The following is a 25597-nucleotide window of genomic DNA, read 5'->3' on the forward strand; positions in this document are numbered from 1 at the left end:
GTCACTACATATTAGGCCTTCCCACTTTTCAAATTTACTTGTCTTTGTAGAAGTAATCTAGCAATACAATTGATAGATAAATTGAGAAAATTGATATTGTCGAAAAAACCACATACCAAAACATATTATAAAAGTAAAGGATATGCAGCTTATAGGCAATGAAATTTATGCCGTAAATCGCCAAAATAACTCCGGACTTCCAGCGCCATTTAAGCCTCAGAAAATAGATTGAAATTATAATAATTGTAACAAATGTATAATACAAAAATGATGCTAGATACGGACTTCTTACCGAGTCAGGAATAAGGTTTCTTGTATAGTTTTGATATCCAGACAAAATAAACCCCCATAACAAGGTAATTACGTCGAGGGGAAATAATCCCATAAATATGTAAAAATACAATCTAAGGGGTTTAATACCCCTCACCAACCCTTTTATGTAATTCTTTTTTGCCCACCAGAAATAAATAATCAACCCCACAAGAGTCATCCAAGTTCGGTACCAGTTATGCGAATAGATACCTAAAGCCAAAAATAGTTCTTCAATTAGTCCGTATATTCCAGATAGAATTAATATCCAATAGTTCTTTAAATTTAAAACCGCTACTAACAGGGCAGTAGCTGCGACGGAAAACTGTGAGAAAAGGTTTCCTGCAAGAACATCATCAAAAGGCGAAGTATGAATAATCATCGGATAATAGTTGTATGATTTAAACACAATAAGTATCATTGTTTCGAAGAAAAGAACCAGTCCTACTAAAGTCATATAAAAGGCAAAAGCAAACTTACGCCGCTTAGCTTTGCTTATTGAGTAAATTACTGTACTGATAGTCGAAATACCTAATAGCATATACCAAATCGTATTTGACCAAAAATAATTCATTGAAATACTTTCCTTTACTAAAACAATAGTTGCCAATTAGGGATTCTTAATATACCTTCTCTAGTATTAGAAAAAATTAAAGATAACATACCGTGAGGCTGCTATCGTAAAAGTGGCTACCATCAAATAATTTGGTAGTAGCCACCTTCTGATTTCTAGAAAACAAACCTGGCATCCTAGTCATGTGTGTTTTCTGCCTATTTAATTAAGTGGTATTTTAAAAACTATCATGATCATAACCCCAGCAACCAACGAAATTAGCCAAGCCCACTGTGGTTTTATGTAATGTATGCGGAGTAAGGGAAACATGAATAAATTGAAAATAACCGAATACGTAAATTTCCAACCATTTAGATAAGCAAAATGATTAATTTTTAAAGCCCACAACTCTATTAACGAAAACAAAAGCACCCAAGTGATTATGTATATGAATTTCTTAGGGATATTTTTCGAGGGAAAATATGCTAAAAACAACAAGCCGAAACATGGAAAAAGCACAAGACTCATTAGCATATCAGCTAGGGATGAAGGTACTATCGTTGTAAATTTCCAAAGAGGTTTATTAATAGTAAGATAGAGGTAGATGAAATTACCTAGCGCCCAAAACAGAATTGTTGAGTAGTAATCTTTCCAGTGCCTCCAATCGCCCCATTGCCAAGTAATTGCTAAAACAATTATTGTGAGTAGAGGATCTTCCATTGTAACCTCCTTTAGAAGAAAGCTTGGCTAATGTAAATTATCCCCACTCACAATTGTCCTAATACCCTATCTGTAATAAATTTATCCTTTGGCACTCGAAACCGATTTATCCGGCCTGACTGTCATTCCTGGAAAGTTTGTTTAATACGGTTTCAATAAATACGTTTAAGATCATTGGGTCAAACTGGATACCTGCATTGTTTTGTAGCTCTTCAAGAGCAATAACTTCCGGTAATGCACTTCGATAACTCCTTTGACTAGTCATTGCATCATAAGCATCAGCTATGGCGATAATTCTCGCTTGCAGCGGTATTTCTTCCCCCTTTAAGCCTTTGGGATACCCCATACCATTCCATTTTTCATGATGACATAGAACGTATTCTGCAATTTCTGCCATATCATTCACTGTGCTAAGTATTCTATAGCCTATCTCCGGATGACGCTTTATTTCTTCCCACTCCAGCTCAGTCAATTTCCCCGGCTTATTGAGAGTGGCTTCCTCTATCGCAATTTTTCCTATATCATGAAGCAACCCGACTGTTTTTAGCTCCTCGATATCTCCTTCCGACAAACTAAGGGCTTTTCCGATATTTTTGCACAATTCCGAAACTCTATAGGAGTGCTGTTCCTCTCTTTTGTTTTTTTCATGAAGAGTGCTAATGATAGCTTTAATGGTCTTTCCTCTCATACTGGGACTTTCAAAAAGCTTTTTCTTATACATTCGATCCTCAGCTTTTTTAAATACTTCTAAAATATTTTCCTCCGGATTGTGTTTAGTTTCCCAACCAAATGAAATGGATAGTTCAATAGAGCCTACTTGTTCATTTTTAGAGTAAGCTTTTATACCTTTAACAAGTTGTTCTGTTTCCTTAACACCTGTCTTAGGTAACAGGATAACAAATTCATCTCCACCAAGCCTAGCTATAATATCGCCTGATCGACAGCCTTTTGCTATTGCTGAACTTACCTTTTGCAAGAGCTCATCTCCCATGATATGTCCGAATGAATCATTGATAAGCTTTAACCCGTTCACATCTGCCATAACTATGGTTAGAGGAAGATTCCTTGGTACATCCAGCCGCTTCAATTCCTCTTCAAAAAATCTTCTATTGTATAGCCCAGTTAGTACGTCGTTGTAGCTTAAATACTCTAGTCTATTTTCCAATTGTTTATGCTCAGTCACATCTCTCAACAAACCATGAAAAACTTGTTTGCCGTTGAGTAGAATAGAAGTCAACATGATTTCGACAGGGAACTCGATCCCATTCTCTTTTTTATGCCACCATTCAAATTTAGCTTCACCGGTAGTCTTGGCCTGTTTATTCATTGCTTGGGCCTTTTCTTCAGAAAGAATCCCATCAGGTTGGTATTCAGGTGAAAGCTCCCATAAATTTTTACCAATTAAAATCTCTTTAGAATCAGTTCCTAATAATCTTGTCGTTGCTGGATTACAATCGATAATCTTATTTTCTTCCATTATTAAAATTGAATCAGAAGAGCCTTCAAAAAGCTTTCGAAAGGTGTATTCACTAGCCTCTACTTGTTGTACATAAGCATGAAGTTCTTCATTTTTTCTCCGCAAATCATACAATAACCTAATATCTTGAATTACAAGAATTACACCTAGCAGATCATGTAGTTTATCATCTATGATTTGTTTGTAGGATATATTAACTGGAATTCTTTCGCCACTTTTTTTCAATAAATTTATATCATTTAATTTACTGCTATCTTTCAAAGAGTCTATTAATATTCGTCTTCTTTTTTCTTCTAAAATAACATCAATATCCTGATTTATCAGTTCATCCTCTTTAAATTCAAGTAAACTCAAAGTATGCTGAGATATTTTTATAATCATTCCTTTTGCATCCAACAATATGACCATATCCATAATTTCCTTAACAACTTCTTCAAATATGTAGCGCTCCGGAAGCCTTAGAAACTTATATTTAGTAATCACTCTATAAGTACCTAAGATCATAATAATGGAATACAATTGTCCCATTAGAGGAAATTGTATTCTTACAACCAGCGGAAGTATGTCTTGGGTCAATAGATTCAAAATAAAAGGAATCCCACTACAAGTTACTAATATAAAAGATTGCTTTTTGATTCTGACATTGCTAGTTTTTAAGCCCCAAAATAGTAAGGTAAGTATACTAATCAATAAAAATAAAAAATTGTACAAAAAATTTCCAACATAAAAAATATTGGTAGTAACTTTTGAAGTCTCAATACCTTCGCCAAATAAAAAAATTGCCATGTAAAAGAAAATTCCTGCTGGCAAAAAAATTAAAACCTTGGCCACTCGATATTTTAGAATTGGATTTTCTGTGATTAAAAGGACTAAATATAACGTAAGAGCACTGAAACTACACCACCCAATAGCAGATATCTTGTTCCAAAAGGAAAAACTAATTTTGTCATGTGCAATGTAGGCGAAGGAATAAGCAAAAGACCAGATCGCGTAGCTTGAACATAAAAGCAAAAATACTTTATGGACAAGAGATTTCGGATTTTGGGTGAAGGTATAAATACCAATGTAAGCATATATAGCAACCGAAACTAATGATACTACCGAAAACAAACTCTCTGTACCCATACCACTTTCTACCTCAATATTTATGATATCTCTAGATTATATCATAATCGATGATGTTCACAAGCCAAAAAAATGGTCGAGTGAATTGCTGCTACCATTACGTTTTTTTGTAATATGAACACTTTTCTTTTCTGCATCCATGAGGATGTCTATCAACATACTTACAAACATTGTCTTCCCTGACAATTGTTAAGGAAATACACAAATGCTCTTTAACCATTTTAACCGATTCGTCCAATGATTTTCGGAGGAAATTCTTACAACAACAGGGCCCTGTTTCCTTGGCAATTGTTCCAATAATTCTACCTGCTACGCTCATAACGATTGCAGTTTCTCTGTCCTTTGAACAGGATGCGCCAAGGATGACACTAAAGCATGCTCCAATTGCAGGAACAATCCCACATACCCCTGTTAGACCACAGTATCCTCCGATTGCTTGTTTCTTCGTCCTATTCAGTACTTCGACAATTAGTTCATCTGTAACTTTAGCGGTTCCTTCATTCTTAAGAGCTGCCATCAAAGCTGCCGCTGCTATCCAAGCATTTTCACAACCGAGCATCGGAACATTATCCTGATCCATCAAGTATTCAGCAATTTCTATAGGATTTAACGATTTACTCTTTAAGACAAAATCTTTCACATTATCAAATAGGCCTTCCCCGTGACACTTATCACATATATAGTGTCCATTAGGACATGCAATGTTAGCGATTTCCTTTATGCCACATCGAAAACATGATAATTCCCGGCCTAGATTAAAATACTCCAATTGTCCGTGGCAAATTTGACAGTTCTCAGTGCTTGTTCCATTGTGCTGACCAGCACTTACAGCTGGTTCTCAACAATTTGTTGTAGCCTTTTTATTGATCATATTCTGATTTAGATTTATCAATTCTATATCCTCCTTACCTGACTTTTCAACTGACATACAGGGCTATTTTACAATTCTGCGCGTCCAATCCGAAATCCTATCCAACCTAAAAATATTTTCAAGCCCCCTGCAAAGCCGCAAGCTTTACTCCAAGATCCACATTTACATCTGCATCCCTTTTTATCTTTATAACTTTAAGTTTCAGAAAAACTGATTTGATCCGTTTCATCACTGTTATCACTTCTAGTTCCATGACTTTTAGTTTTCAAGTAGTTAATAAATCTCTTTTACAGTAATTGGATCGGTTTTGGCTCCCTGAACTCCTATCGTAGAACCTTATAAAGAGTATAGGTATGTTTAGAGCTAAAAAAACGCTAAATCAAGCCTAATGGCGTAGCTTTAGCGTTTCTATTTTTTTGTGTCTTTTATGTACATATCTATTGCGCAAATAACTTTATTAAAAATGTTTATTCAAGGTTTCTTTAACCTTCCCTAGCATTTTTTTACGGGCAAGATCATCTACAGTAGTTACCGATCCAAACAACAAATGATCCACTGGTTCAATTCCAGTAAAACCAAAAACGCCTACATCCATTGTGGTTTTAAAGGCTCTATTCATACCTATAGATTCATATTGTTCCTCAGATGCACCATAGGTATTAATAATCAGGCCTTTCTTTCCCTTTAATAAGGGAACGGCACCTTGATCCCCCATGGTATAAGCAAAACCGAACGAAAACACCCGATCTAAATACCCCTTTAAAATAGCGGGCATATTTGACCACCAGATGGGATAAATGAAAATGATGACATCCGACTCAGAAATAAAGTCTTGTTCTATTTTAATGTCTTGTGGAATTTTTCCAACTTTCATTGAATCTGTATCTTCAGGTTTTAACACAGGTTGAAAGTTAGTTTTGTACAAATCACGAACGATAACTTCTTGTCCCTTTTCTCTTAAACTGGACTCCACCTGATCTAAAATTGCACGATTAAAACTCTCCTGATGTTGATGGGCGAAAACAATTAATTTTTTCAATTATTCCTGCCTCCTTTTAATTTAGTATTCTATTAAAAAAAGAAATTATTCAGCCGATTGACTATTCAAGTTAAACCATGACAATGGTAAGGGTTTCTTAGTGGCAGTATTCCTAACCTTAGGAGTAACAAATGTTAAGGATAACATAATTTGTAAATATAAAAGCATATAGTTAAATCATTAGGACCTAGTTAAGTTAAGTTAGCTTAGCTTAGCTAGGTCCTAAATATTATCTTACTTGATTGAACGCTTTAAGCATCCGAAGATAATGGTTAGCTTCCCTTAGGATATGGTCGGCGAGTAGTGGAAGTGCTACAATTTTTATCTTACAGCCTAAAATCCCTTCTACCCCAGAGCGTTTGAAGTTCCTGATAGAGGTCGTGGCTCTTATGCTATTCTTAGTTGCTTCAGGTAATTTATTAATGTCTTCACTAAGAGATATTGCCTCAGCAGTTAGTCGATCAAATTCTTTGCCAAACCGATGGGCTTTATCAAATAACAACTCCTCCGTTGGATCTAACAGACCACGAACAAATTTAGCATGTTCGCCCATGATGCGATTCCAGAATGCTTCTTGCTCTACTGCTTCACGTACTAAGTTGAAAGGCACTTTATTTTGAAGCTTCTGAAGGGTTTTTAGATAGAACTGAGCTTCTCTGTTTATATGATCCAGTAGCAGAGGGTAACTGTGAGAAAAAGCACGACAACTCAGTACATCTTTTAAGATACTTACTTTGAAATTAGATATAGCTTGGGTTACCGCAATTGCATTGTTGTTTAATACAGCGACCTGATCTACTAAGGCCGAGGAATAGGTGGAACTTTCAATACTGCCGATTGTAAGCACGGATGTACTTACATCCCTATCTATCACAATACCCGTGAAAAACTCGGTTGCCTGTTCAGCATTTATTGTATAGTCTGTGATAAATTCACCTGAACCAACGGCTTGAAGACCAATACCGTTTGCTAAGGCTATCGTAGTCCTAAGCAGGTTAGTGGCTTCATTTCTAAGGGCAGTTATTTTATGACTTAGATGAATATCCCTATGCGACAAATCTGCTTCAATAAAAATTAGATGTTCTTTCATAATTCTAAGGAAAAACAGGTTAACTTCAAGCGAAGAACGCACAAAATTGTTGCTAACCATGGTATTGCCTCCAAAATAAAAATATATTTCATCTTATTTCACAGTCGATTTTTTTGAGTCTGTCTAAAAAACTATATCTCCTGGGAAACATATTTAATCACTAAAAAACTACAGATCTCTCCATAAAGGTATGAGCATATTTATCCACATAATAATTTAAACGATTAAAAAGCGAGCCAAGATAAACGGTAATCGTTATTCCTGACAATTGAGCCATAGATCCATATCTTTCTATATACTCAGTTTATCATTCGAAATGTAGATTTGAAAGTTGTGTCATAATGCCTATTAATTTAGTAATCTCTAAATTAACAATTGTGGACATGTTGCATAATATATATCAGAATCCTGATCTTATAGGATTCCAAATAAGGAGGTGCATAGGAATGTTTATAGGTCTATTTGGATTATTAGGGTTTTTAGCGTTTTTAATTGCATTATTGATTTTAATTTTTCCATGGTTATGGCTTGGAGGAGCAAGAATCGCAGTACCTGCTGCGAGTTAAAGCCTTTGGCCCAGGTAGTAGCCTGGGCCATTTTAATTAGGCATTTCCCCCAATGAGGAGGTGAGATAAATGCTTTCAGGTTTTTTGCGTGTTCTCGTTGCACTGTGGAGAATCATTACTTGGTTGTTTGAATTTTCCAGAAAAATCCCAACACTTACACCAGCATAAAGAATTTGCCTAGGCAATAAACGCCTAGGCCCTTTTTTTGCTCAAATTTGCGCAAAAAATAGCCGCTCATAGGAGCGGCTATCAAGCTATATTAATCATTAAGAATAACCAGAACATCATCTGATTTCGTACAAATACTGTTGATACAAGCAATTACATAAACTCGCCCTAGAGTTCCTGGCGGCACCTGCCAAAAAATCTCTGCAACACCGGTAACTGTACTTGGGCAGTCAATACCTATTAGGCGTGCGAATTCACAAGTATCTGTACCAGTAGGTTCTAGAAAGAAGAAGGCACGTGAAACAGGTCGATTAAACGTTGCCCGGACAATAACCCTATTTGTAAGCTGAACCGCTCCATCCACTATGGGGAGCTGTTGGCCTGTTTCTGTCAAGAATCGCAGAGTTAGGACTTTCAATTGACTATCCGGCTGAGGTATAGTTGGAATGCAAATTACCTGTCCGAGAAAGATAAGATTTGGATTAACTATTTGTGGATTTGCATCTCGAATCTGCTGGACTGTTACATTGAATCGACGAGCGATAAAATATAGAGTATCCCCTGCTTGAACAGTATATCGCATACCTTGACAACTGCCCGGACACGGAACTTCCTCGCGGGTAGCAGAAACTATCATACTATTGTCATATTTATTATCCGTCATTATAGAGCCTCCTCGCATATGTTGTAATTCAGCATATGCAGAGGAATAACAAAGTGAAAATTACATTTTTACACCTTATTACGTGTATGGTAAATGGATAAACCATTTTTAGGGGCTGTAACTTATCTAACCGATCCTCTAGTTTATCTAATCCTTAGGAGGTAAATAGAATCCTCTATGCCCATTTTACAAATTGTCTCACATTTTCCATATTATGCATAACATAATGTATCTCTTAAAAAAGGAGGGAACGCTCATGGCATTCGGTGGCGGAACAACTATAGGTACAGGGCATGGCCTTGGCGCAGGTATTGCTGCGGTTGTCGTCATTATTCTCTTGCTCATCGCAATGGGAATTGTATTCTAATTGAAAGGAGGAAATAATATGTACGGAACGGGTTATGGCGGCGCTTGTGGCGGATCCGGCGGGGCAAACTATGTCGGTGCTGGAATCATTGCAATTGCTATTTTGATTCTTATTGCTTTGGCTGTAATTTTCTAATTCCCATTTACAAGCAAGACGGATTTATTCGAAATGGAAGAACAAAATTTTCGGGAGAGCATTAATAGCTCTCCTTTTTTCTGCTAGCCAATTATTTATCTCATCTTCATTCTAGAGAACCAAATTTTATATAACCTTAGGTCTTGTCAGTTAAATCTGAGAGACATCAAAGTAATTCGTGGTTGAAAATGAGCCTAAAAGGTTTTGCAGAAGATCACTCATCCAGCATTTCTTTGGCCTTTTGTGGATCGCCGCTGGATTTTTCGATTATTTCACGGACTTTATCATAACCTAAAAAGGGTGTATAGGCGGCTGTAAAGGCATAGGATAATTCAAGCAACTCCCTGCATCTCTCTGGATTTGGTTTAATTTGCTCAATACACTTAGTTCGAAACAGCTCAGCAGCATTCAGTAAAAGGCCCATGCTTTCCAGTAGAGAATCGGCAATCAGAGGCAAAAAAGCGTTGAGTTCAAACTCTCCGTGGGCGGCGGCGGTTGAGATGGCTACGTCGTTAGCCATGACTCTCATGGAAACCTGCATCACCATTTCAGGAATAACCGGATTCACCTTGCCAGGCATGATAGTACTGCCCATTTGCAGTGGTGCCAAGGTTATTTCCGACAATCCTCCTCTTGGTCCTGAATTCATGAGCCGCAAGTCATTGGAAATTTTCATCAGATTTACTGCCAGGGCCTTGAGTAACCCCGATACCTCGACAAATACATCATTGTTCTGAGTAATATCCATGGGATACTCGGCTGTGGCCAGGCCTATTCCGGTTAATTCTCTGAGTACTTCAATGACTCCGAAGCGATACTTTCTTTCAGCATTGTTTCCGATACCAACCGCAGTTCCACCCATGTTTACCTGCCGCAGCCGCTCTTCAACTTTATACAGTCGCCAGCGGTCCCTGGCAACAGCCTGGGCATAGGAACCGAATTCCTGTCCCAAGGTAATAGGCACCGCATCCATCAGCTCCGTTCTGCCAAGCTTCAAAATGCTGTCGAACTCATTCTCCTTTGTTTGCAGTGCTTGCTGAAGTTGGGCACAGGCTTCGCTTAACTTTCTCAACATCTGAATGGCAGCTATGCGCAGAGCCGTAGGGTAGACATCATTGGTGGACTGTCCGCGGTTCACATCGTCTAATGGATGAACGATATCGTAACTTCCTTTTTTGAATCCCAACTTCAAAAGTGTAAGATTAGCAATCACTTCATTAACATTCATATTCGTTGAGGTTCCGGCCCCGCCCTGGAGTGCTTCAGTTACAAAGGCATCATCCAGTTTTCCCTGCAGAATCATATCGCAGACTTGGGAAATCCCAGCATAAACTCCATCCTTGCCCACACCAAGCTTCTGGTAGGTCATGGCAGCAGCTTTCTTGATGGTGACAAGAGCATATATCAACTGTAAACTTGTTTTTTTATGCTCAAGTTTGAAATTATCCATTGCCCGGGCGGTTTGGATACCGTACAGCTTTTCATCTTCCAAGAGGATTTCTCCGATCTTGTCTCTTTCACTACGCATAACTCTAGTCCTCAAATTCTGCTAGAATGTTAGGAAACATGGCAATGCTTCGCTTTAATATCCCCTGCATATAAGCAATAAGAATACCGTAGTTGGTAAAAGGTACTTGCTGATCCGCGGCACATTTTTGACGATATTTCATTTCTCTTTCGTTGAGCATGCAACCGCCGCAGTGAACAATCAGTTTGTATTTGGACAGATTGTCGGGAAATTCCGTCCCTGAGGTGAATTCTAGGTTAATCTGCTTTTGGGTATAGTTTTTAATCCAGCGGGGCAGCTTTACCGTGCCGATATCGTCACACTGTCTGTGATGGGTGCATCCCTCGGAAATGAGAATGCTCTCACCCTCCTGTAGGGAGTCCAGGGCTTTTGCTCCCTTAACAGCCGATTCCAGAGTGCCTTTGTATCTGGCAAAAAGAATGGAAAATGAGGTTAGAAAAATATCCTGAGGTGTATCTGCCGACACCTTGGCAAAGACTTGACTGTCGGTAATTACAAGTTTCGGCTTTTTTCCGAGACTTTCCAGGGTTTCCCGCAGCTCGAATTCTTTAACGACAATAGCCGTGGCATCGGCTTCCAGAATATCTCGGATAGTCTGCTGCTGGGGCAGAATCAGCCTGCCCTTAGGAGCGGCCTTGTCAATAGGGGTTACCAGTACCACAAAATCTGAGGGATTAATCAGGTCTCCCACAATTTTTAGCTTGGGTTCCTCAGTAACAGCCAAAGCCGCAATTTTTTCCTTCAGCTTTTCAATATTATGCCCGGTTTCTGCGCTGACAGATAGTTCATGCTCCGATTCCGGTATTTCCTCTCCGGCCAGATCCGCTTTATTGTAGGCAACAACATAGTTGATCTTCTTCTCAGCGAATAGCGCAATTAGTTCTTCATCCTCCGAGGTTTTGCCACCGGTTGAATCGATGACCAAGACAGCAACATCAGTTTTGTTAAGCACCTGGCGGCTTTTCCTAACCCGCAGTTCTCCCAGGTCGCCTTCATCATCAATTCCGGGGGTATCAATGATCATGACCGGACCCAAAGGAAGCAGTTCCATGGCTTTAGAGACGGGATCTGTCGTTGTACCTTTTACATTGGATACAACAGCCAGATCTTGTCCTGTAACAGCATTGACGAGGCTGGATTTTCCGGCGTTTCTCTTGCCGAAAAATCCAATGTGAACCCGGTTTGCAGATGGTGTTTCATTCAATCCCATGTTCATCCCCTCCTAAAACCTGAAATCCCGGCTGCCATTACTTATTTTTATCAGATTCTCCTTAGCAATCTCTCTTACTTTTTCCTTGGGAATATTTCCGATTTCCTTTTGAATAACAGCTTCACCGGCGTTTTTTGTTTCTGGCAAAGCGTAATCCTCCAGATATTCCTTAAGGGTCATCAGGGCATTAGGGTGGCAGCAGTTCTGAATCTGTCCGCTCTTCAAAAGAGTCATAAACCTGTCACCGGTTCTCCCTTCCCTATAGCAGGCAGTGCAAAAGCTGGGAATAAAGCCTAAGTCCATGAGCCATTTAACCACTTCATCCAGGGTTCTGGTGTCGCTGACCTCAAATTGTTGGGAATTGTCCTCTTCCGCTTCAGGCTGGGCATATCCCCCGACACTTGTCTTGGAACCTCCGCTGATTTGCGAAACTCCTAAATGAAGCACCCGTTCCCGACATTCCTTGCTTTCTCTCGTCGAGACAATCATCCCTGTGTAGGGGACAGCTACGCGAATACAGGCCACAATTTTAGCAAAAATATCATCATTGATTCCATTAGCAAAGGTCGAGGGATCAATATCATCAGCCTGACGTATTCTGGGGACACTGATGGTATGAGGACCTACACCAAATACTTCCTCCAGGTGCTCCGCATGCATCAGTAAGCCCGCAAATTCGTAGCGATATAATTCAAGTCCAAACAATACTCCCAAGCCAACATCATCGATACCTCCCTGCATAGCCCTATCCATGGCTTCAGTATGATAGGCATAGTTGTGCTTGGGCCCGGTGGGATGTAATTTTTCATAGCTGTCCTTATGGTAGGTTTCCTGAAATAGAATATAGGTTCCAATCCCGGCATCCTTCAGTTTTTGATAATTTTCAACCGTGGTTGCCGCGATATTTACATTAACCCGACGGATAGCGCCATTTTTATGTTTGATGCTATAAATGGTATCAATACATTCCAGTATGTATTCAATGGGATTGTTCACAGGGTCTTCCCCTGCTTCCAGGGCCAAGCGCTTATGACCCATATCTTGAAGAGCTATAACTTCTCTGCGGACTTCCTCCTGGGTCATTTTCTTCCTGGCGATATGCTTATTTTTCAAATGATAAGGACAGTACAGACAGCCATTGACACAGTAATTGGACAGATAGAGGGGGGCAAACATTACAATACGATTGCCATAAAAATCTTTTTTAATTTGCTCGGCCAAGGCATAAATTTCTTGGTTTTTTTCTTCGATATCACAGTCCAACAAGACTGCAGCCTCTCTGTGAGAAAGTCCTTGGCGTAATTTTGCTTTTTGGATGATGCTGTCGATCAATTCGAGATTATTTTTGTTCTTTTCAGCATACTCCAGGGTGCTAAGAACTTCTTCATGGGCAATAAATTCCTCTGCTTTAGCTGATTTTGCATTATACATAACAAAATTCCTTTCTTAGCGGGTCAGACATGTCTTTCCCTTCAGTATTAATATTTTTTCAAAGTTTGGATTTATGATCACCGCGGGTGACAGCGATTTTGTAGCCGATTTTTTCTATTCGGCCTTGCAGACAATTCCGACATTCCGCAGCTTCATCTCCGGTGCAAATTTTATTGTCATAGAGCAGATATTTCCCTCTTACATCAGTGGGTGAGAGATTGGGCATCACTACATTTGCCCCAGAAAGTATCCCCAGTTCCCGCCCTTGAGGGTGGATTGTACCCAAGGCTGTGGTAGCCGGCATCAGTACCGCAGGAAGCATCAAACGGACAATTCCCAGCAAAAACAAGACCAGTTCCAGCTCTCCTGCTTTCTCTTTAGCAAAGGGCGTCTCATGATGAGGAATAAAGGGACCGATCCCAACCATATGAGGATTAAATTCTTTGATAAACAACAAGTCCTCAACCAGACAATCGGTATTCTGAAAGGGCGAACCCACCATAAAACCGCATCCCACCTGATAGCCTATCTTCTTCAAGTCAGATAAGCACTGTATTCTGTTTTTGAGAAGCAGATTATGGGGGTGCAGTCGGCCATAATGTTCCTCGTTGGCAGTTTCATGCCGCAGCAGATAGCGGTCAGCTCCAGCCTCAAAAAAAGCTTGGTAGGTTTCAAAGCTTTTTTCGCCCATGGAAAGTGTAACAGCACAGTCGGGATAATTGTTTTTAATGGACTGGATAATATCGACCATCTTTTCATCGGTGTAGTACCCGTCTTCGCCACCCTGCAACACATAGGTACGAAAACCCAGTTCATACCCCGTATCACAACATTGGAGAATCTGCTCCTTGGTTAAACGGTACCGCTCCGCTGTGGAGTTGCTTTTCCGGATCCCGCAATAGTAACAATCATTCTTGCAATAATTCGTGAATTCAATGAGACCCCTAATATATACATTGTTCCCGTAGTTTTCAATTTGTACTGCCCTTGCTTTGGCAAAAAGGTATTCCGAAAGCTCAGCGCAGCGGTTTTCGATGAGTTCTTTAAATTCTGCAGGTTCCAGCTCCCTGGTCTTATGAAGCTTATCGATCAGTTGTTTCATTAGATCCCTCATTTTCTGCCTTATCTTTTAACTTTGAATAGACCGCCTTAGTGCTGACCCCGGGGAGTTTACCCAGCTTTCCCGAAAGTGCACTGATGATATCTTGGGGTGCATCCACTGCCAGGCTAATTATATTGATACCTTTTTCACGATAGGGAATACCCATTCTGCCAATAATGTACTGCCCGTAATTATGTAAAATATTATTTAGTTTATCAACAGACTCAACATCCTCGACGATGATTCCAATAATCGCAACTCTTGTCTCCATATAAGTACCTCCCTTGTAAAATAAAAAATGCGCCGGAAAGGCGCAAAAATTTCATGATAATATGAAGCGTTGCAATGCCTTTCGCCTTATAACTTGTATTTGGCGTCAGTAACAAATTATTGTTTTCACTTTGTCATCGGGACATCCCTTTGACTTAGTTAGGTACATTGTAATACGTTTTTATATTTTTTTCAATATTCGTAATAAAATCTCTTGGGCAATCCCTTATGAAAATAGTTTGCTGTTCCACAATCACAGCAGCTTAAAGATTCCATTTTTTCCTTTTCCATTTGAAAATCCCTCCAGAATATATTTTTTGTTTTTTATTGTTCTTTATCTTTGATAACTATTTCTTTCATCTGCTGTTTCGCCCCAGGAGACAATACATCGACTAGGTAATTACGATTTATTCCCTTTAATTCCTGATATTCTTTTCTAATTCTTTCGTTAGCCCTTTCGATCTCAACCTTCAGTTCCCTAGCAGATAATAAAGCAGCTCCTGCTCCTCTGATAATGAGCTGCTGCAGTCCGTCTGAAGTTGCCACGGTGATATCATATTTTTTCTGATTGTCATGGGCGAATTTTTCAATATACTGATCCGCTGTTTGAGCCTCCCTGGTAAAGACCGTATGAATATTATGATAGTCAATAACTTCTTCAAAATGCCCTTGAACACGGTATGCATCAAAAACAACAATGATCTGACATCTCCGTATCCCCTGATAATTGCTTAGAGTATCCAGCAATTTCATTCTGGCCCCATCCATATTGTCCTCGGTAAGCTCTTTCAGTTCAGGCCAGGCATGGATGATATTATAACCGTCCACCAGGAGGTACTCTTCTTTGTTTTCCTTCTGTCTGTCCCCATAGGAATCTAGTTCATAATAACTGTCCCTGGCTGTTTTGCGTCTTTTCCAGACGGACTTTTTCCCTTGGTTGGCATAAAAGGTGTTGTTAATAATTTGGTCAATCTCCTCTAAACTGATGGAACGCTCCTCTGAGTATGAGGCCTGATTGGGGACTGCTTCTCTCATCGAGCTTTTTTGCTGAAGATAGCTTTCAACATGCATGTAATCCTTGACGGCATACCATTCCACCAAAAAACCCGTACCATGAGCGCAGAATACCGAACCCGTCGGATTTACCAGGTCTCTTTCCGAATCATAGCCGCTATTTTGTATAACCTCTTCGGAATTGTGGCACGGCTCGTACCCTTTCAGGCTGCAAAACAGCCTGCCGAGTCCTTTGGTGTAGGCCATTACTTCTTGCTGATAATTCCTCATGGTAACAACAGGGGCGCTCCCCACCAGAACTGCCGTCTCGCCATTGGTCTCGGATATCGCGCAGGTGCCATGCATCTTCTCTATATCTGTCATGGCTCTGCCTACCATTTTCTCAGGCAGTTCCAGCTGAAAGGCATAATAAGGCTCCAGCACTATGGATTCTGCTTCCTTTAGACCCTGACGGACTGCACGAAAGGTAGCCTCTCTAAAGTCACCGCCTTGGGTATGTTTATTGTGGACCCGACCTGAGACTAAAGTGATTTTCAGATCTGTAATGGCTGACCCGGTCAGGACTCCTTTATGAGCTTTTTCTTCCAGATGAGATAATATAAGTCTTTGCCAGCTTTTACTTAAGCTATCCTCACTGCATTCTGCCCCCAACTGCAGACCGCTTCCCGGCTCTCCCGGCGTGAGTAACAGGTGTACCTCCGCATAATGTCTGAGTGGCTCAAAGTGCCCTACCCCTTCTACTACATTAGTTATGGTCTCCTTATAGACAATCCTTCCTGCGTCGAAGTCTACAGCCACACCAAAACGACTTTGGATAAGGCTCTGGAGGATTTCAATCTGCACCTCCCCCATAATTTGCGCCTGAATTTCCTGTAACAGCTCATCCCAGACAATCTGAAGTTCCGGCTCTTCTTCTTCAATTTGGCGCAACTTAGGGAGAATTACCCTTGGGTCACAGCCTTCCGGCAGAATAATCTGATAAGACAGAACGGGTTCCAAGACCGGTGTATCTGAAGCTGCCTCTATCCCTAAGCCTTCTCCCGGTCTGGTTTGGCTAAGCCCTGTTACTGCACAGACAGAACCCGCCTCTACCTCGTTCACTTGCTCGAATTTCTGTCCGGAATAAACCCGAATTTGATTAACTTTCTCACTCCAAAGGCTATTGGTTAAGACATCTTTCACTTTAAGTCTTCCGCCGGTAATCTTCAGGTAGGTAAGGCGGTTCCCTTGCTCATCTCTTGCTATTTTAAATATTTTAGCCCCGAATTCCTCGGGGTAGGCTGGTATCAGGGCATACTGCACAATACCCTGCATAAATTGCTCAACACCCTCTAATTTTAAGGCGGAACCAAAAAAGCACGGAAAAACTTTCCGCTCTGTGACAGATCCTTTAATCTGTGATGTTTCAATCTTCCCCGTTACCAGAAAGGTTTCCATCATCATTTCTTCACACATGGCCAGTTGATCGTAGAAATCCTCCGTGGGTACTTGCCCGAATTCAATACACCCATCATCCAGCTGCTTTTTCAATTCTTTCATCAACTTGTCTTTATCAGTCCCAATCTGATCCATTTTATTGATAAAAAGAAAAACCGGTATCCGATAGGTGTGCAGGAGCCGCCATAATGTTTTGGTATGCCCTTGCACACCGTCCGCACCGCTTATCACTAAAATTGCATAATCCAGCACCTGAAGTGTTCTTTCCATTTCAGCGGAGAAATCTACATGTCCCGGGGTATCCAGTAAGATAATCTGAGTCTCGCCTATTTCAAACATTGCCTGCTTGGAAAAAATGGTGATTCCTCTTGCTCTCTCCAGCTCATAGTTATCTAAATAAGCATCCTTATTGTCCACCCTTCCCAATCTGCCAATTTTACCGCTCAAATAAAGCAGACTCTCAGATAGTGTCGTCTTGCCCGCATCCACATGTGCCAATATGCCAATAACTAATTTTCTCATAATCTATTTCAAATCCTTCTGTTTAGCTGCTTCAATAAGCACAGCAGTATCGGCGTTTATGTCGATTCTTCTTTTATTATGATACCAGTAAGCCTAGCGTTTAACAATTGAAATAGAGAGAATGGGAACGGGAAAGATTATGGTATGGAAGGTGTTTTCCCCAAAAAAAATTACATTTTCTCGAGAATCTTTATCGATAATTAAACCATACATACAAAAAGCATCGCTTTCATAAACGATGCTTGAGACAAAGTTATACCACGTTTTCGCTCTTTTCATCTGCTTTGAAGATACACTGGTTTCTTCCGGCTAATTTGCCCTGATAAAGAGCCTCATCTGCTCTGGCTATTAAAATGTCCAGAGAGGTGTTTTCCCGGTATTGACATAATCCAATGGTTATTGAAATGCTTTTGCCGATGTCTCCGTGCCGGTATTCCGCTACTGCCCTACGTATCTCATTGGCCTTTTTTAAAATCGAATCAAACTCATCCATCTCCAGTACTATTAAGAATTCCTCACCACCCCATCGACCAACAAAACCACAGCCGCCAATGGCAGTACTTATGATTGAAGATAAAAGCACAAGGATTTCGTCACCCATAACATGCCCGTAGTGATCGTTAATCTCTTTAAAATGATCAATATCAGCTAAGCCAATATAAAAGCTCCTTTTCTGCTCAATAAGTTCCTTGATTTTGGCAAAGACCAACCTCCTGTTAGGTAATTTTGTAAGGTAATCCGTTTTAGACATGACTTCCATTTCCTCCAAGGCCTTCTGCAAATCGGAAGTCCGTTCCTTAACCAAAGATTCAAGATTACTGTTCAAAAGCTTAAGCTCTGACAAAATAGCCTTATTTTCTGCCGAGAGCTGCTCAGCTCTTGTAAAGGCATTGGAGAATCTGGCAGACAAGGTATAGGCCTGGGTAAGGGTAAATACAGCAACGCCGAAGGGAATTAGGGAAGGTGTATTGCGAAGTGTGATTTGATAAATAAAATCATTGATAAAGGTTATCCCCAAAAAAGCGAAACCCAGAAATACAATATTAGCAAAAGGAACACTTTGCCATATGCCAATAACCAGGCGAATCATGGCATAGCCTAATAAGGCAAATCCAAATACAGCATATATCATCAGTAGTCTGTCAGCTGAACTATAGGGAATCCAGAGAATGAGCAAACCAAACAATGATCCCAGAGTGATACTGACCCTGACGAACCATTTGGGGAATAGGCCATCCAAGGTATAGTATAAGAATCCACACAAAGCTGCAAAACCAATAAACACAGATAGATAAGCCATTCGTCCGTAAACAAAAAAACTGAGATTCAAATGACTTGGTAAAAAACGTTCTCCTACCAATAACATACGAAGTGCAAACAGGAGGCAAAAAACTCCGAAATAGAGTGGTGCTCGATCCTTTGTCCTCATAATATACAGACCAAAATGATAGATTCCCATAATGAGCAGCATACCAAAAAGGAACAAATCTCTGCCTAAACCCAACTGTACTTCTTGAGAAATCTGGGAGGCTAATCCGATTTTGGGCGCCACGATGGTACAATCTTCCGCCGTAAAATCTGCTGTATTATAAATCAGCTCCACTTCATTACTTTCCGGGTTAAAGTAGGTGGTGAGTATATTGTAGTAAGGTACGCTATTCTCCCGGCTCGTTCCGACTTTTCCCACTTCACCCTGTAGATTACCGTCAATGTAGAGTTTAAAGGATGTCAGTATAATATCTGACCTTAGTCCATATGTTGACCTACCTTCAGGAAGTTTTATAACGAGCCTCACCGTACCGTAGAATTTGTTTTCCGCAAAGGGTTTGAAGCGTGCCATGCTTTCTTTGGTGCTGGGTATTTCAATAGGTGTTGGCATAACGTCAACACCCTTCACAAAGTCTTCATGAGTCAGAAACCGATTGAAGTAGAATGACCACGTGCCTTCTAAACTAATAATTCCATTTTTCTCAAATGACCAGTTGCTTAAATCCAAGACACCGTTTATTGCCGTTGGTGGTTTCTCGGCAGTTCGTTTATTTACAAAAAATGTAGTTGCTGAAAGGATGATTAGGGCTATAATTACAAATATAGGAGTAATTTTATTTCTCATAATATCATCTCTACTTATTCAATCTGGCCCCGCCATTAAAGTGAAAAGGCTGCAGGGAGGGCATGTTGTCACCTTTGTTAAAGTCATCCGGACAATACCCGTTTGCTACGTATTGTTTAGAGATGAATCCCATCGCCATGAAGGTCTCTGCCGTTAATTCGCTGCAAAACACTTCCTTATCGGGCGCTGGTTTATTTAAAGACCTACCTTCTATGTAGTATTTCAAGGCATTTTCAGCATTTGGAAATCCACAATCATGAACTTTGTACATGAAATCCTTAAGTTGTTCCAGCTCCGGTTGCTTCAACGAACGATTTAAATATTTCACCAAAAAATGCGTATCATAATGTTGATTGACATCTACCTGGATACGATCATGCAGTGATACGAGCATGGGGCCGTTTTCTTTTGGTTTGCCTATCAGGTAATCCGTCAGGCCGTCACCAGAGGCTGTCGACTCCCAAAAAAGAGGTTCTTTGCCGGTCATGCCGATGTCTTTGGGTAAAACAACCATACCAACGTGTGACCAGAATGACCATTCAATCAATTCAATCAGCTTACTTGTCGTTTGAACACCATGGAATAAAATCAGATCCCCGGTTTTGAGGTTGTCTTTTACATCATTGTAAGCTATCTCTCTAATCATAATCTTAATCACCCTTTGAATTTATTTGGAAATACCTTTGCCCCGCTCCAACCCTTTGTTAAATTTACCTTTCATTTTAGACACCAATCATTATTTCTCGAGTTATCCATTAATATTTCCGCATGATTTGGTTATTCCCTTCCAAGTCATAGGAAAAAAAGTAAAAAAATTTAAGATCAGGTCTATACCTGGAACCTCGATTCTTTTTTTCAATTGATAAAACGGCAAAACCTCCGAGCCAAACCTAAATGGTGAATAGCGGCAGAATTAATAGATTGACTAAAGATACAGATATCCCCCGATTTTCAATATCAAAAATCGAGGGGTATTTTCATTTAGATAAATTGATTTTCCCTCTTTTATCTATCCAACTCCTGTTCCGCCGTCATGCAGTTGGTCTTTGAAAATGTTTTATCAGAATGCTAAACCTCATTTTATAATCCGTGCAAATCTGTAATTGGAATTACCGGTTCTGGATTGCAAGAATGTTCTCCAATCATTTTCTCCATCCAAATCATATCGTACCAAGTATTAAACTTGTATCCGCACTTTGTAAAATGTCCTACCTTCTTATACCCTAATTGATTATGAAAATATGTACTTCCATTGGTAAGATAACCATCCTCGGTGGTGGTATATGCGATGCAAGCATTGAGGTTAAGAATATTTTGCTGCCTTAATATTTCTTCCAAAGCTAAATACAATTTCTTACCAACACCTTTACCTCGGCAATCCTGCCTTAGATATACGCTGGTCTCCACTGCCCAATCGTATGCTGCCCGCTCTTTAAATGCTGACGCATAGGCATAACCAATAATCCGCTTGTTTTCTATTGCAACTAGGTAAGGGTATTTCTTGGTTATATTACTGATTCTTTCTGCAAACTCTTGAACAGAAGGAACCTCATATTCAAAAGTAATAGCGGTATCTGTAACATAAGGTGCGTATAATTCCAAAATTTCTTCGGCATCTTCTTTAGTTGCCATACGCCATGTGATGTCTGACTCCAATTTTTGCCCTTCCTTTCACAAATTAAACTACCAAAAACAAAAGGCCAAACCTTGGCCTTTGAATAACTTAACTGTTCTCTGCAATATAGTAAATAAGCTTTTCTGTACTCTCCCAACCCAAGCATGAATCTGTAATGGATTTTCCGTAGATATTTTCATCGATACCTTGTCTGCCTTCAACCAAATAGCTTTCAATCATCAAACCTTTAATCATTTTCTTAAGTAAGCCATCGTACTTTCTACTTAATAAAACTTCTCGAGCGATTCTCGGCTGTTCATAAAAACGTTTCATTGAATTAGCATGGTTGACATCGACGATAATAGCCGGATTTTTAAGGTCTAGTTTTTCATACTCGGCAGCAGTATGAATCAGATCTTCAAAGTGATAGTTGGGGATATTTCGTCCAGTGAAGTCGACGGCACCTCTTAAAATGGCATGGGCGTATGGATTCCCTTGGGTATCGACTTCCCAGCCGTTATAGATAAAGGTATGGCTGCTCTGAGCAGCAATAATTGAGTTTAACATAACAGTTAGATCTCCGCTGGTTGGGTTTTTCATACCAATCGGCAAGTCAATTCCACTGACAGTCAGGCGATGCTGCTGATTTTCCACCGACCGTGCCCCTATAGCGATATAACCTAAAACATCTGCAAGATAACTATAGTTTTCCGGATATAACATTTCATCTGCAGCCGGCATACCAAATTCCGCCAACGCTCTGATATGCAGTCTGCGAATGGCTTTAATACCCTCACATAAATCAGGCTTTTTCCCGGGGTCGGGTTGGTGAACCATACCTTTATAACCCTCACCTGTAGTACGAGGCTTGTTTGTATAAATTCTGGGAATGATTAATAGTCGGTCTTTCACCTTTTCCTGAACTTCAGCCAATTTCTCGATATAATCACAGACGGAATCCTCATTATCCGCCGAGCAAGGTCCGATAATCAGGATAAACCGATCATCTTGATTAGCAAAAACATTTCTCATTTCGTCAACTCGTTTGTCGCGCAGACTACTTATATCTTTAGCTAACGGTAACTGCTCAATGATTTCTTCAGCAGTCGGTATTCGTTTAATAAATTTCATGCTCATACCAGTGCTCCTCGCCCCATTTAATACTTAAAGTATAAATCAAATCTAGAAAAACACAACTGCAAAGGACTCCCTGCATTCATTTAAGCTGCTGATTATTCCGGAAAAAATCTTGCCAAGGGTCATTGCCGCCGATCCTCCGGAGGGCCTCCGCCATATTGACCCCGTCAGGAGCCACCGTGTCCAGTTCAGCCCAGGGGATGGGCATAGACACTCCGGCTCCCTTCCTAGCTCTCAGAGAATAGGGGGCAATGCTGGTAGCACCTCTGCCGTTGCGAATCCAGTCGATGAAGATTTTGTTGGTACGCTTAGCCTTTCTCACATTGCTTGTATAACGATCAGGCCACTTCTGTTCCATCACTTCGGCAACGCGCCTGGCAAAATCGTGAAACCTCTCCCAGGTTACGGCCGGTTTTAAGGGGACGACTACATGGTACCCTTTGCCGCCGCTGGTCTTGAGGTAGGAGTTCAGGGAAAGCTGGGCCAGAATATTTTTCACATCCAGCACACCTTGACGCACCCTGCTCAGATCCATCCCTTCGTCAGGATCCAGATCAAATACCATCATGTCAGGTTTTTCCAGATAGTCCACCCGGCTCCCCCAGATATGAAACTCCAGGGTGCCCATTTGTGCTTCGGCGATCAGCCCGGCTGGGGTCTCAATATAGAAGTAGTCCTCTTGTTCACCGCTGCCGGTAGAAATAGGGATAGTGACAATTCCTTTGCTTCCCGGAATGGGATGCTTCTTATAAAAGCAAGTCTGGGCTATGCCTTTGGGACAGCGGACAATGCTGAGAACCCTATGGCTCACATAGGGCAGCATACGCTCTGCCACCTGAGCGTAATACCGAATCACATCTACTTTGGTGATTTCCGAGTCGGCAAAGATCACTTTGTCCGGGTTGCTGATCTTGATTCCTTCGATGATGATCCCATTGGTGTTTACTTCCACAAGGCTCTCCGTTTTTTTAACAGCTGATGGGGACTGTGTTTCGTCATCCTCTCTATCCTCATCCGCTGTTTCTTTTCTAATATCCTTAGGATTCATATCCCTCCGCAGGCCTTTGAAGCTGGCCTGTCTTAACTGATGATCTGCGGTCCACTCGGCAAATTTAATTTCCGCCACCAATTCAGGTTCAAGCCAGGTAATTTTTTCATTGGACCTGGGCTTGGGTGCAAATTGGAAAGGGGACCCTCCTCTCTGTAGGCCAGCAAATTCGCCCTCCAGCTTTTTTATATCCGATTCGCTCAAGCCGGTGCCGGCCCGTCCGGCATAGACTAATACCCCCCTTGCATAAACGCCTAGGAGCAGGGAACTTATTCCGCTGGTTTTTTTATCAGAAAGGGTATAGCCTCCGATGACAAATTCCTGCCTTTTATCGCATTTAAGCTTGATCCAGTCGCCGTTTCTCCCTCCGCTGTAGACGGAATCGGCTTTTTTTCCGATTATCCCTTCCATATCCCCTTCACAGGCCGCCCGAAAACTCTCTTTGCCGTTTCCTCTCACATGCCGGCTGTAATGGAGGTTTTCAGGGGCATCCTGCAGCAATCCTTCCAACCTTTCCTTCCTGTCAATCAGTCGTTGTCCCCTGAGGTCCGTTCCATCCAAGGCCAGGAGGTCAAAGACGATATAGGTCAGGTTTTTGGCCTGGGGATTTTTCAGATAGTTCTGCAGTGCCTGAAAGTCCGTCTTACCAGCTGGATCCGTGATGGCCATTTCGCCGTCCAGAATCATCGCCCGGCCCACCGCCCATTCCGTAAGGGAAGTGGAGACATCCTGGAACCTCTTTGTATAATCATGGCCGTTCCTGGTAATCAGCCGGACACTGTTACCTTCAATATAGGCCAGTATTCTGTAGCCATCGTATTTCAACTCATAGAGCCAATCCTCACCCTTAGGAGGCGTGTGGACTATTTGGGCCAACTGTACACCGGTACTGCTGAAGGGGTTTTTGGTGATCTTTTCCTCTTCCCCTTCTTCAATTTCCGTCATGGTGCGTCCGGTTCTGATGCTGGTGGTAAATTCGGAAATCCCCTGGGCATTATTAGCATACTCATCTTTCTCTTTAAGCAACAGCCAGTTATCCTGCTTCTCTCCCGCATTCCCTTTCAAGCGCACCAGAGCCCACTTGCCCTTAAGCCTGCGTCCTTTCAGAACAAACTTCAGCACACCTGCACGGAGTCCCTCACCCACATCCCCAGAGGGTTCCCAGTACCCTTCATCCCAGAGCATAACCACACCGCCGCCATATTCCCCTTGGGGAATCGTCCCCTCAAAGTTTCTATATTCCAAGGGATGCTCCTCCACCTTTATGGCCAGCCTCTTGTCACGGGTATCATAGGAAGGGCCCCTGGGCACCGCCCAGCTCAATAAAGCTCCCTCCCATTCCAGTCGGAAGTCGTAGTGATCTCTGCGAGCCAAATGGTGCTGAACCACATACCTCAGACCCTCTTGGGCAACTTCTGTTATCCCTTCCGGTTCTGAGGTTCTGGTGAAATTTCTTTTTTGATTGTACTCGTCGAGTTTTTCAGTCATCTAATCACGCCGGTTCCTTCTCATCTAGGATTTTAAAAAGCCTCCAAGCTATTGTTTCCAATTGAATTATAAGTATCCCCTTGTTTCCTTCACATTTTCCGCTAGAACTGTTTTTCAAGTTTTGATAAAAACTGGTCCAATGATTCATTGATATCAGGAAGGTGAAGAAGGAATTAAAGAGCAAAATGTAGAAAGTCGAAAGTTACATATAGAATAGGAAATTGAATATGAGGGTGATTACTAATGAAGGAAGCACTTTTTGACCAGGTAGCTGCACATTATGATTCCTGGTATGATACTGAACTTGGATCAGTCTCTGATCAAGTTGAACGTCACTTGGCCCAGTCCATGTTTAAGACACCGGGTACCAAGGTTCTGGAGATCGGCTGTGGAACCGGACAATATACCAACTGGCTTGTGCAAGAGGGATATGAAGTCACTGCTGTGGATATTTCCGCTGAAATGATGGCTCTGGCCCAAAAGAAACTAGCATCCCTTGAGGGCAATGTCATTAAGTTAAGGCCTGAAAAACACAACCATCCAGATTAAGATGGTTGTGTTTTTCTTATACATACAGGTGGGCATATAAAATTTATCA

19 protein-coding genes and 1 pseudogene are annotated in these 25597 nt (G+C 41.0%); 1 reads left to right on the forward strand and 19 read right to left on the reverse strand.

Going from position 1 to position 25597, the window contains the following annotated elements; all coding sequences use genetic code 11:
• Window positions 1-34: 34 nt before the first annotated feature.
• From BLS16_RS19860 to ligD, 19 genes are all read right to left on the reverse strand, one after another.
• Window positions 35-883: a hypothetical protein gene (locus BLS16_RS19860; RefSeq protein ID WP_092335393.1), complete on the reverse strand. Its 849-nt coding sequence runs from the start codon at window positions 881-883 to the stop codon at window positions 35-37.
• A 201-nt stretch (window positions 884-1084) separates the two neighbouring features.
• Entirely contained in the window at window positions 1085-1582 is a 498-nt protein-coding gene (locus BLS16_RS19865) for a CBO0543 family protein (protein ID WP_092335394.1), read from the reverse strand.
• A 106-nt stretch (window positions 1583-1688) separates the two neighbouring features.
• Complete coding sequence (locus tag BLS16_RS19870; protein ID WP_092335395.1) at window positions 1689-4184, reverse strand: HD domain-containing phosphohydrolase; 2496 nt, start codon at window positions 4182-4184, stop codon at window positions 1689-1691.
• A gap of 97 nt (window positions 4185-4281) precedes the next feature.
• Window positions 4282-5055, reverse strand: coding sequence for a DUF5714 domain-containing protein (locus BLS16_RS19875; protein ID WP_427846389.1), 774 nt, complete (start codon window positions 5053-5055; stop codon window positions 4282-4284).
• A gap of 118 nt (window positions 5056-5173) precedes the next feature.
• Window positions 5174-5308: a hypothetical protein gene (locus BLS16_RS24710; RefSeq protein WP_282433776.1), complete on the reverse strand. Its 135-nt coding sequence runs from the start codon at window positions 5306-5308 to the stop codon at window positions 5174-5176.
• A gap of 204 nt (window positions 5309-5512) precedes the next feature.
• Window positions 5513-6094 carry an NAD(P)H-dependent oxidoreductase gene (locus BLS16_RS19880; protein WP_092335397.1) on the reverse strand — a complete coding sequence of 194 codons (582 nt, stop codon included), beginning with the start codon at window positions 6092-6094 and terminating at the stop codon, window positions 5513-5515.
• Window positions 6095-6323: 229 nt separating this feature from the next.
• On the reverse strand, window positions 6324-7244 hold the full coding sequence (locus tag BLS16_RS19885) for a DUF2935 domain-containing protein (protein WP_092335398.1): 921 nt from the start codon (window positions 7242-7244) through the stop codon (window positions 6324-6326).
• Window positions 7245-8009: 765 nt separating this feature from the next.
• The gene (locus BLS16_RS19890; protein WP_092335399.1) at window positions 8010-8582 is read right to left on the reverse strand and encodes a LysM peptidoglycan-binding domain-containing protein; all 573 of its coding nucleotides are present in this window, start codon (window positions 8580-8582) and stop codon (window positions 8010-8012) included.
• 716 nt (window positions 8583-9298) lie between these two features.
• Entirely contained in the window at window positions 9299-10612 is a 1314-nt protein-coding gene (locus BLS16_RS19895; RefSeq protein ID WP_092335400.1) for an aspartate ammonia-lyase, read from the reverse strand.
• A 4-nt stretch (window positions 10613-10616) separates the two neighbouring features.
• Window positions 10617-11822: a [FeFe] hydrogenase H-cluster maturation GTPase HydF gene (gene hydF / locus BLS16_RS19900; protein ID WP_092335401.1), complete on the reverse strand. Its 1206-nt coding sequence runs from the start codon at window positions 11820-11822 to the stop codon at window positions 10617-10619.
• Between the two features lie 12 nt (window positions 11823-11834).
• Entirely contained in the window at window positions 11835-13253 is a 1419-nt protein-coding gene (hydG, locus tag BLS16_RS19905; protein WP_092335402.1) for a [FeFe] hydrogenase H-cluster radical SAM maturase HydG, read from the reverse strand.
• 58 nt (window positions 13254-13311) lie between these two features.
• Complete coding sequence (gene hydE, locus BLS16_RS19910) at window positions 13312-14355, reverse strand: [FeFe] hydrogenase H-cluster radical SAM maturase HydE (protein WP_176786242.1); 1044 nt, start codon at window positions 14353-14355, stop codon at window positions 13312-13314.
• A complete protein-coding gene (locus tag BLS16_RS19915) occupies window positions 14336-14626 on the reverse strand; it encodes a TM1266 family iron-only hydrogenase system putative regulator (RefSeq protein WP_014903740.1) in 291 nt (96 codons plus the stop codon). Before BLS16_RS19915 ends, hydE begins: the two co-directional genes overlap by 20 nt.
• 323 nt (window positions 14627-14949) lie before the next feature.
• Complete coding sequence (locus BLS16_RS19920) at window positions 14950-17598, reverse strand: translation factor GTPase family protein (RefSeq protein ID WP_092335404.1); 2649 nt, start codon at window positions 17596-17598, stop codon at window positions 14950-14952.
• A gap of 253 nt (window positions 17599-17851) precedes the next feature.
• Window positions 17852-19711 carry a sensor domain-containing diguanylate cyclase gene (locus BLS16_RS19925; protein ID WP_092335405.1) on the reverse strand — a complete coding sequence of 620 codons (1860 nt, stop codon included), beginning with the start codon at window positions 19709-19711 and terminating at the stop codon, window positions 17852-17854.
• Between the two features lie 10 nt (window positions 19712-19721).
• Complete coding sequence (locus tag BLS16_RS19930) at window positions 19722-20357, reverse strand: hypothetical protein (RefSeq protein WP_092335406.1); 636 nt, start codon at window positions 20355-20357, stop codon at window positions 19722-19724.
• A gap of 434 nt (window positions 20358-20791) precedes the next feature.
• Window positions 20792-21367 (reverse strand): GNAT family N-acetyltransferase, encoded by a 576-nt coding sequence (locus BLS16_RS19935; RefSeq protein WP_176786243.1) that lies wholly within the window; start codon window positions 21365-21367, stop codon window positions 20792-20794.
• A gap of 67 nt (window positions 21368-21434) precedes the next feature.
• Window positions 21435-22463 carry a 3-deoxy-7-phosphoheptulonate synthase gene (locus BLS16_RS19940; protein ID WP_092335407.1) on the reverse strand — a complete coding sequence of 343 codons (1029 nt, stop codon included), beginning with the start codon at window positions 22461-22463 and terminating at the stop codon, window positions 21435-21437.
• A gap of 79 nt (window positions 22464-22542) precedes the next feature.
• Window positions 22543-24999: a DNA ligase D gene (gene ligD, locus BLS16_RS19945; RefSeq protein ID WP_092335408.1), complete on the reverse strand. Its 2457-nt coding sequence runs from the start codon at window positions 24997-24999 to the stop codon at window positions 22543-22545.
• Between the two features lie 243 nt (window positions 25000-25242).
• Between ligD and BLS16_RS19950 the strand changes: the two are divergent.
• Window positions 25243-25545 (forward strand): annotated as a pseudogene (locus BLS16_RS19950) (class I SAM-dependent methyltransferase); the annotation flags it as partial.
• Window positions 25546-25597 lie beyond the last annotated feature (52 nt).

It is taken from the genome of Desulfosporosinus hippei DSM 8344 (assembly GCF_900100785.1).
GTDB lineage: Bacteria > Bacillota > Desulfitobacteriia > Desulfitobacteriales > Desulfitobacteriaceae > Desulfosporosinus > Desulfosporosinus hippei.

What these genes read in the sequence shown, in the direction of transcription:
- BLS16_RS19860 (WP_092335393.1), bottom strand. Translation starts at nt 883, where the DNA reads ATGAATTATTTTTGGTCAAATACGATTTGGTATATGCTATTAGGTATT.
- BLS16_RS19865 (WP_092335394.1), bottom strand. Translation starts at nt 1,582, where the DNA reads ATGGAAGATCCTCTACTCACAATAATTGTTTTAGCAATTACTTGGCAA.
- BLS16_RS19870 (WP_092335395.1), bottom strand. Translation starts at nt 4,184, where the DNA reads ATGGGTACAGAGAGTTTGTTTTCGGTAGTATCATTAGTTTCGGTTGCT.
- BLS16_RS24710 (WP_282433776.1), bottom strand. Translation starts at nt 5,308, where the DNA reads ATGGAACTAGAAGTGATAACAGTGATGAAACGGATCAAATCAGTTTTT.
- BLS16_RS19885 (WP_092335398.1), bottom strand. Translation starts at nt 7,244, where the DNA reads ATGGTTAGCAACAATTTTGTGCGTTCTTCGCTTGAAGTTAACCTGTTT.
- BLS16_RS19890 (WP_092335399.1), bottom strand. Translation starts at nt 8,582, where the DNA reads ATGACGGATAATAAATATGACAATAGTATGATAGTTTCTGCTACCCGC.
- BLS16_RS19895 (WP_092335400.1), bottom strand. Translation starts at nt 10,612, where the DNA reads ATGCGTAGTGAAAGAGACAAGATCGGAGAAATCCTCTTGGAAGATGAA.
- hydF (WP_092335401.1), bottom strand. Translation starts at nt 11,822, where the DNA reads ATGGGATTGAATGAAACACCATCTGCAAACCGGGTTCACATTGGATTT.
- hydG (WP_092335402.1), bottom strand. Translation starts at nt 13,253, where the DNA reads ATGTATAATGCAAAATCAGCTAAAGCAGAGGAATTTATTGCCCATGAA.
- hydE (WP_176786242.1), bottom strand. Translation starts at nt 14,355, where the DNA reads ATGAAACAACTGATCGATAAGCTTCATAAGACCAGGGAGCTGGAACCT.
- BLS16_RS19915 (WP_014903740.1), bottom strand. Translation starts at nt 14,626, where the DNA reads ATGGAGACAAGAGTTGCGATTATTGGAATCATCGTCGAGGATGTTGAG.
- BLS16_RS19920 (WP_092335404.1), bottom strand. Translation starts at nt 17,598, where the DNA reads ATGAGAAAATTAGTTATTGGCATATTGGCACATGTGGATGCGGGCAAG.
- BLS16_RS19925 (WP_092335405.1), bottom strand. Translation starts at nt 19,711, where the DNA reads ATGAGAAATAAAATTACTCCTATATTTGTAATTATAGCCCTAATCATC.
- BLS16_RS19930 (WP_092335406.1), bottom strand. Translation starts at nt 20,357, where the DNA reads ATGATTAGAGAGATAGCTTACAATGATGTAAAAGACAACCTCAAAACC.
- BLS16_RS19940 (WP_092335407.1), bottom strand. Translation starts at nt 22,463, where the DNA reads ATGAGCATGAAATTTATTAAACGAATACCGACTGCTGAAGAAATCATT.
- ligD (WP_092335408.1), bottom strand. Translation starts at nt 24,999, where the DNA reads ATGACTGAAAAACTCGACGAGTACAATCAAAAAAGAAATTTCACCAGA.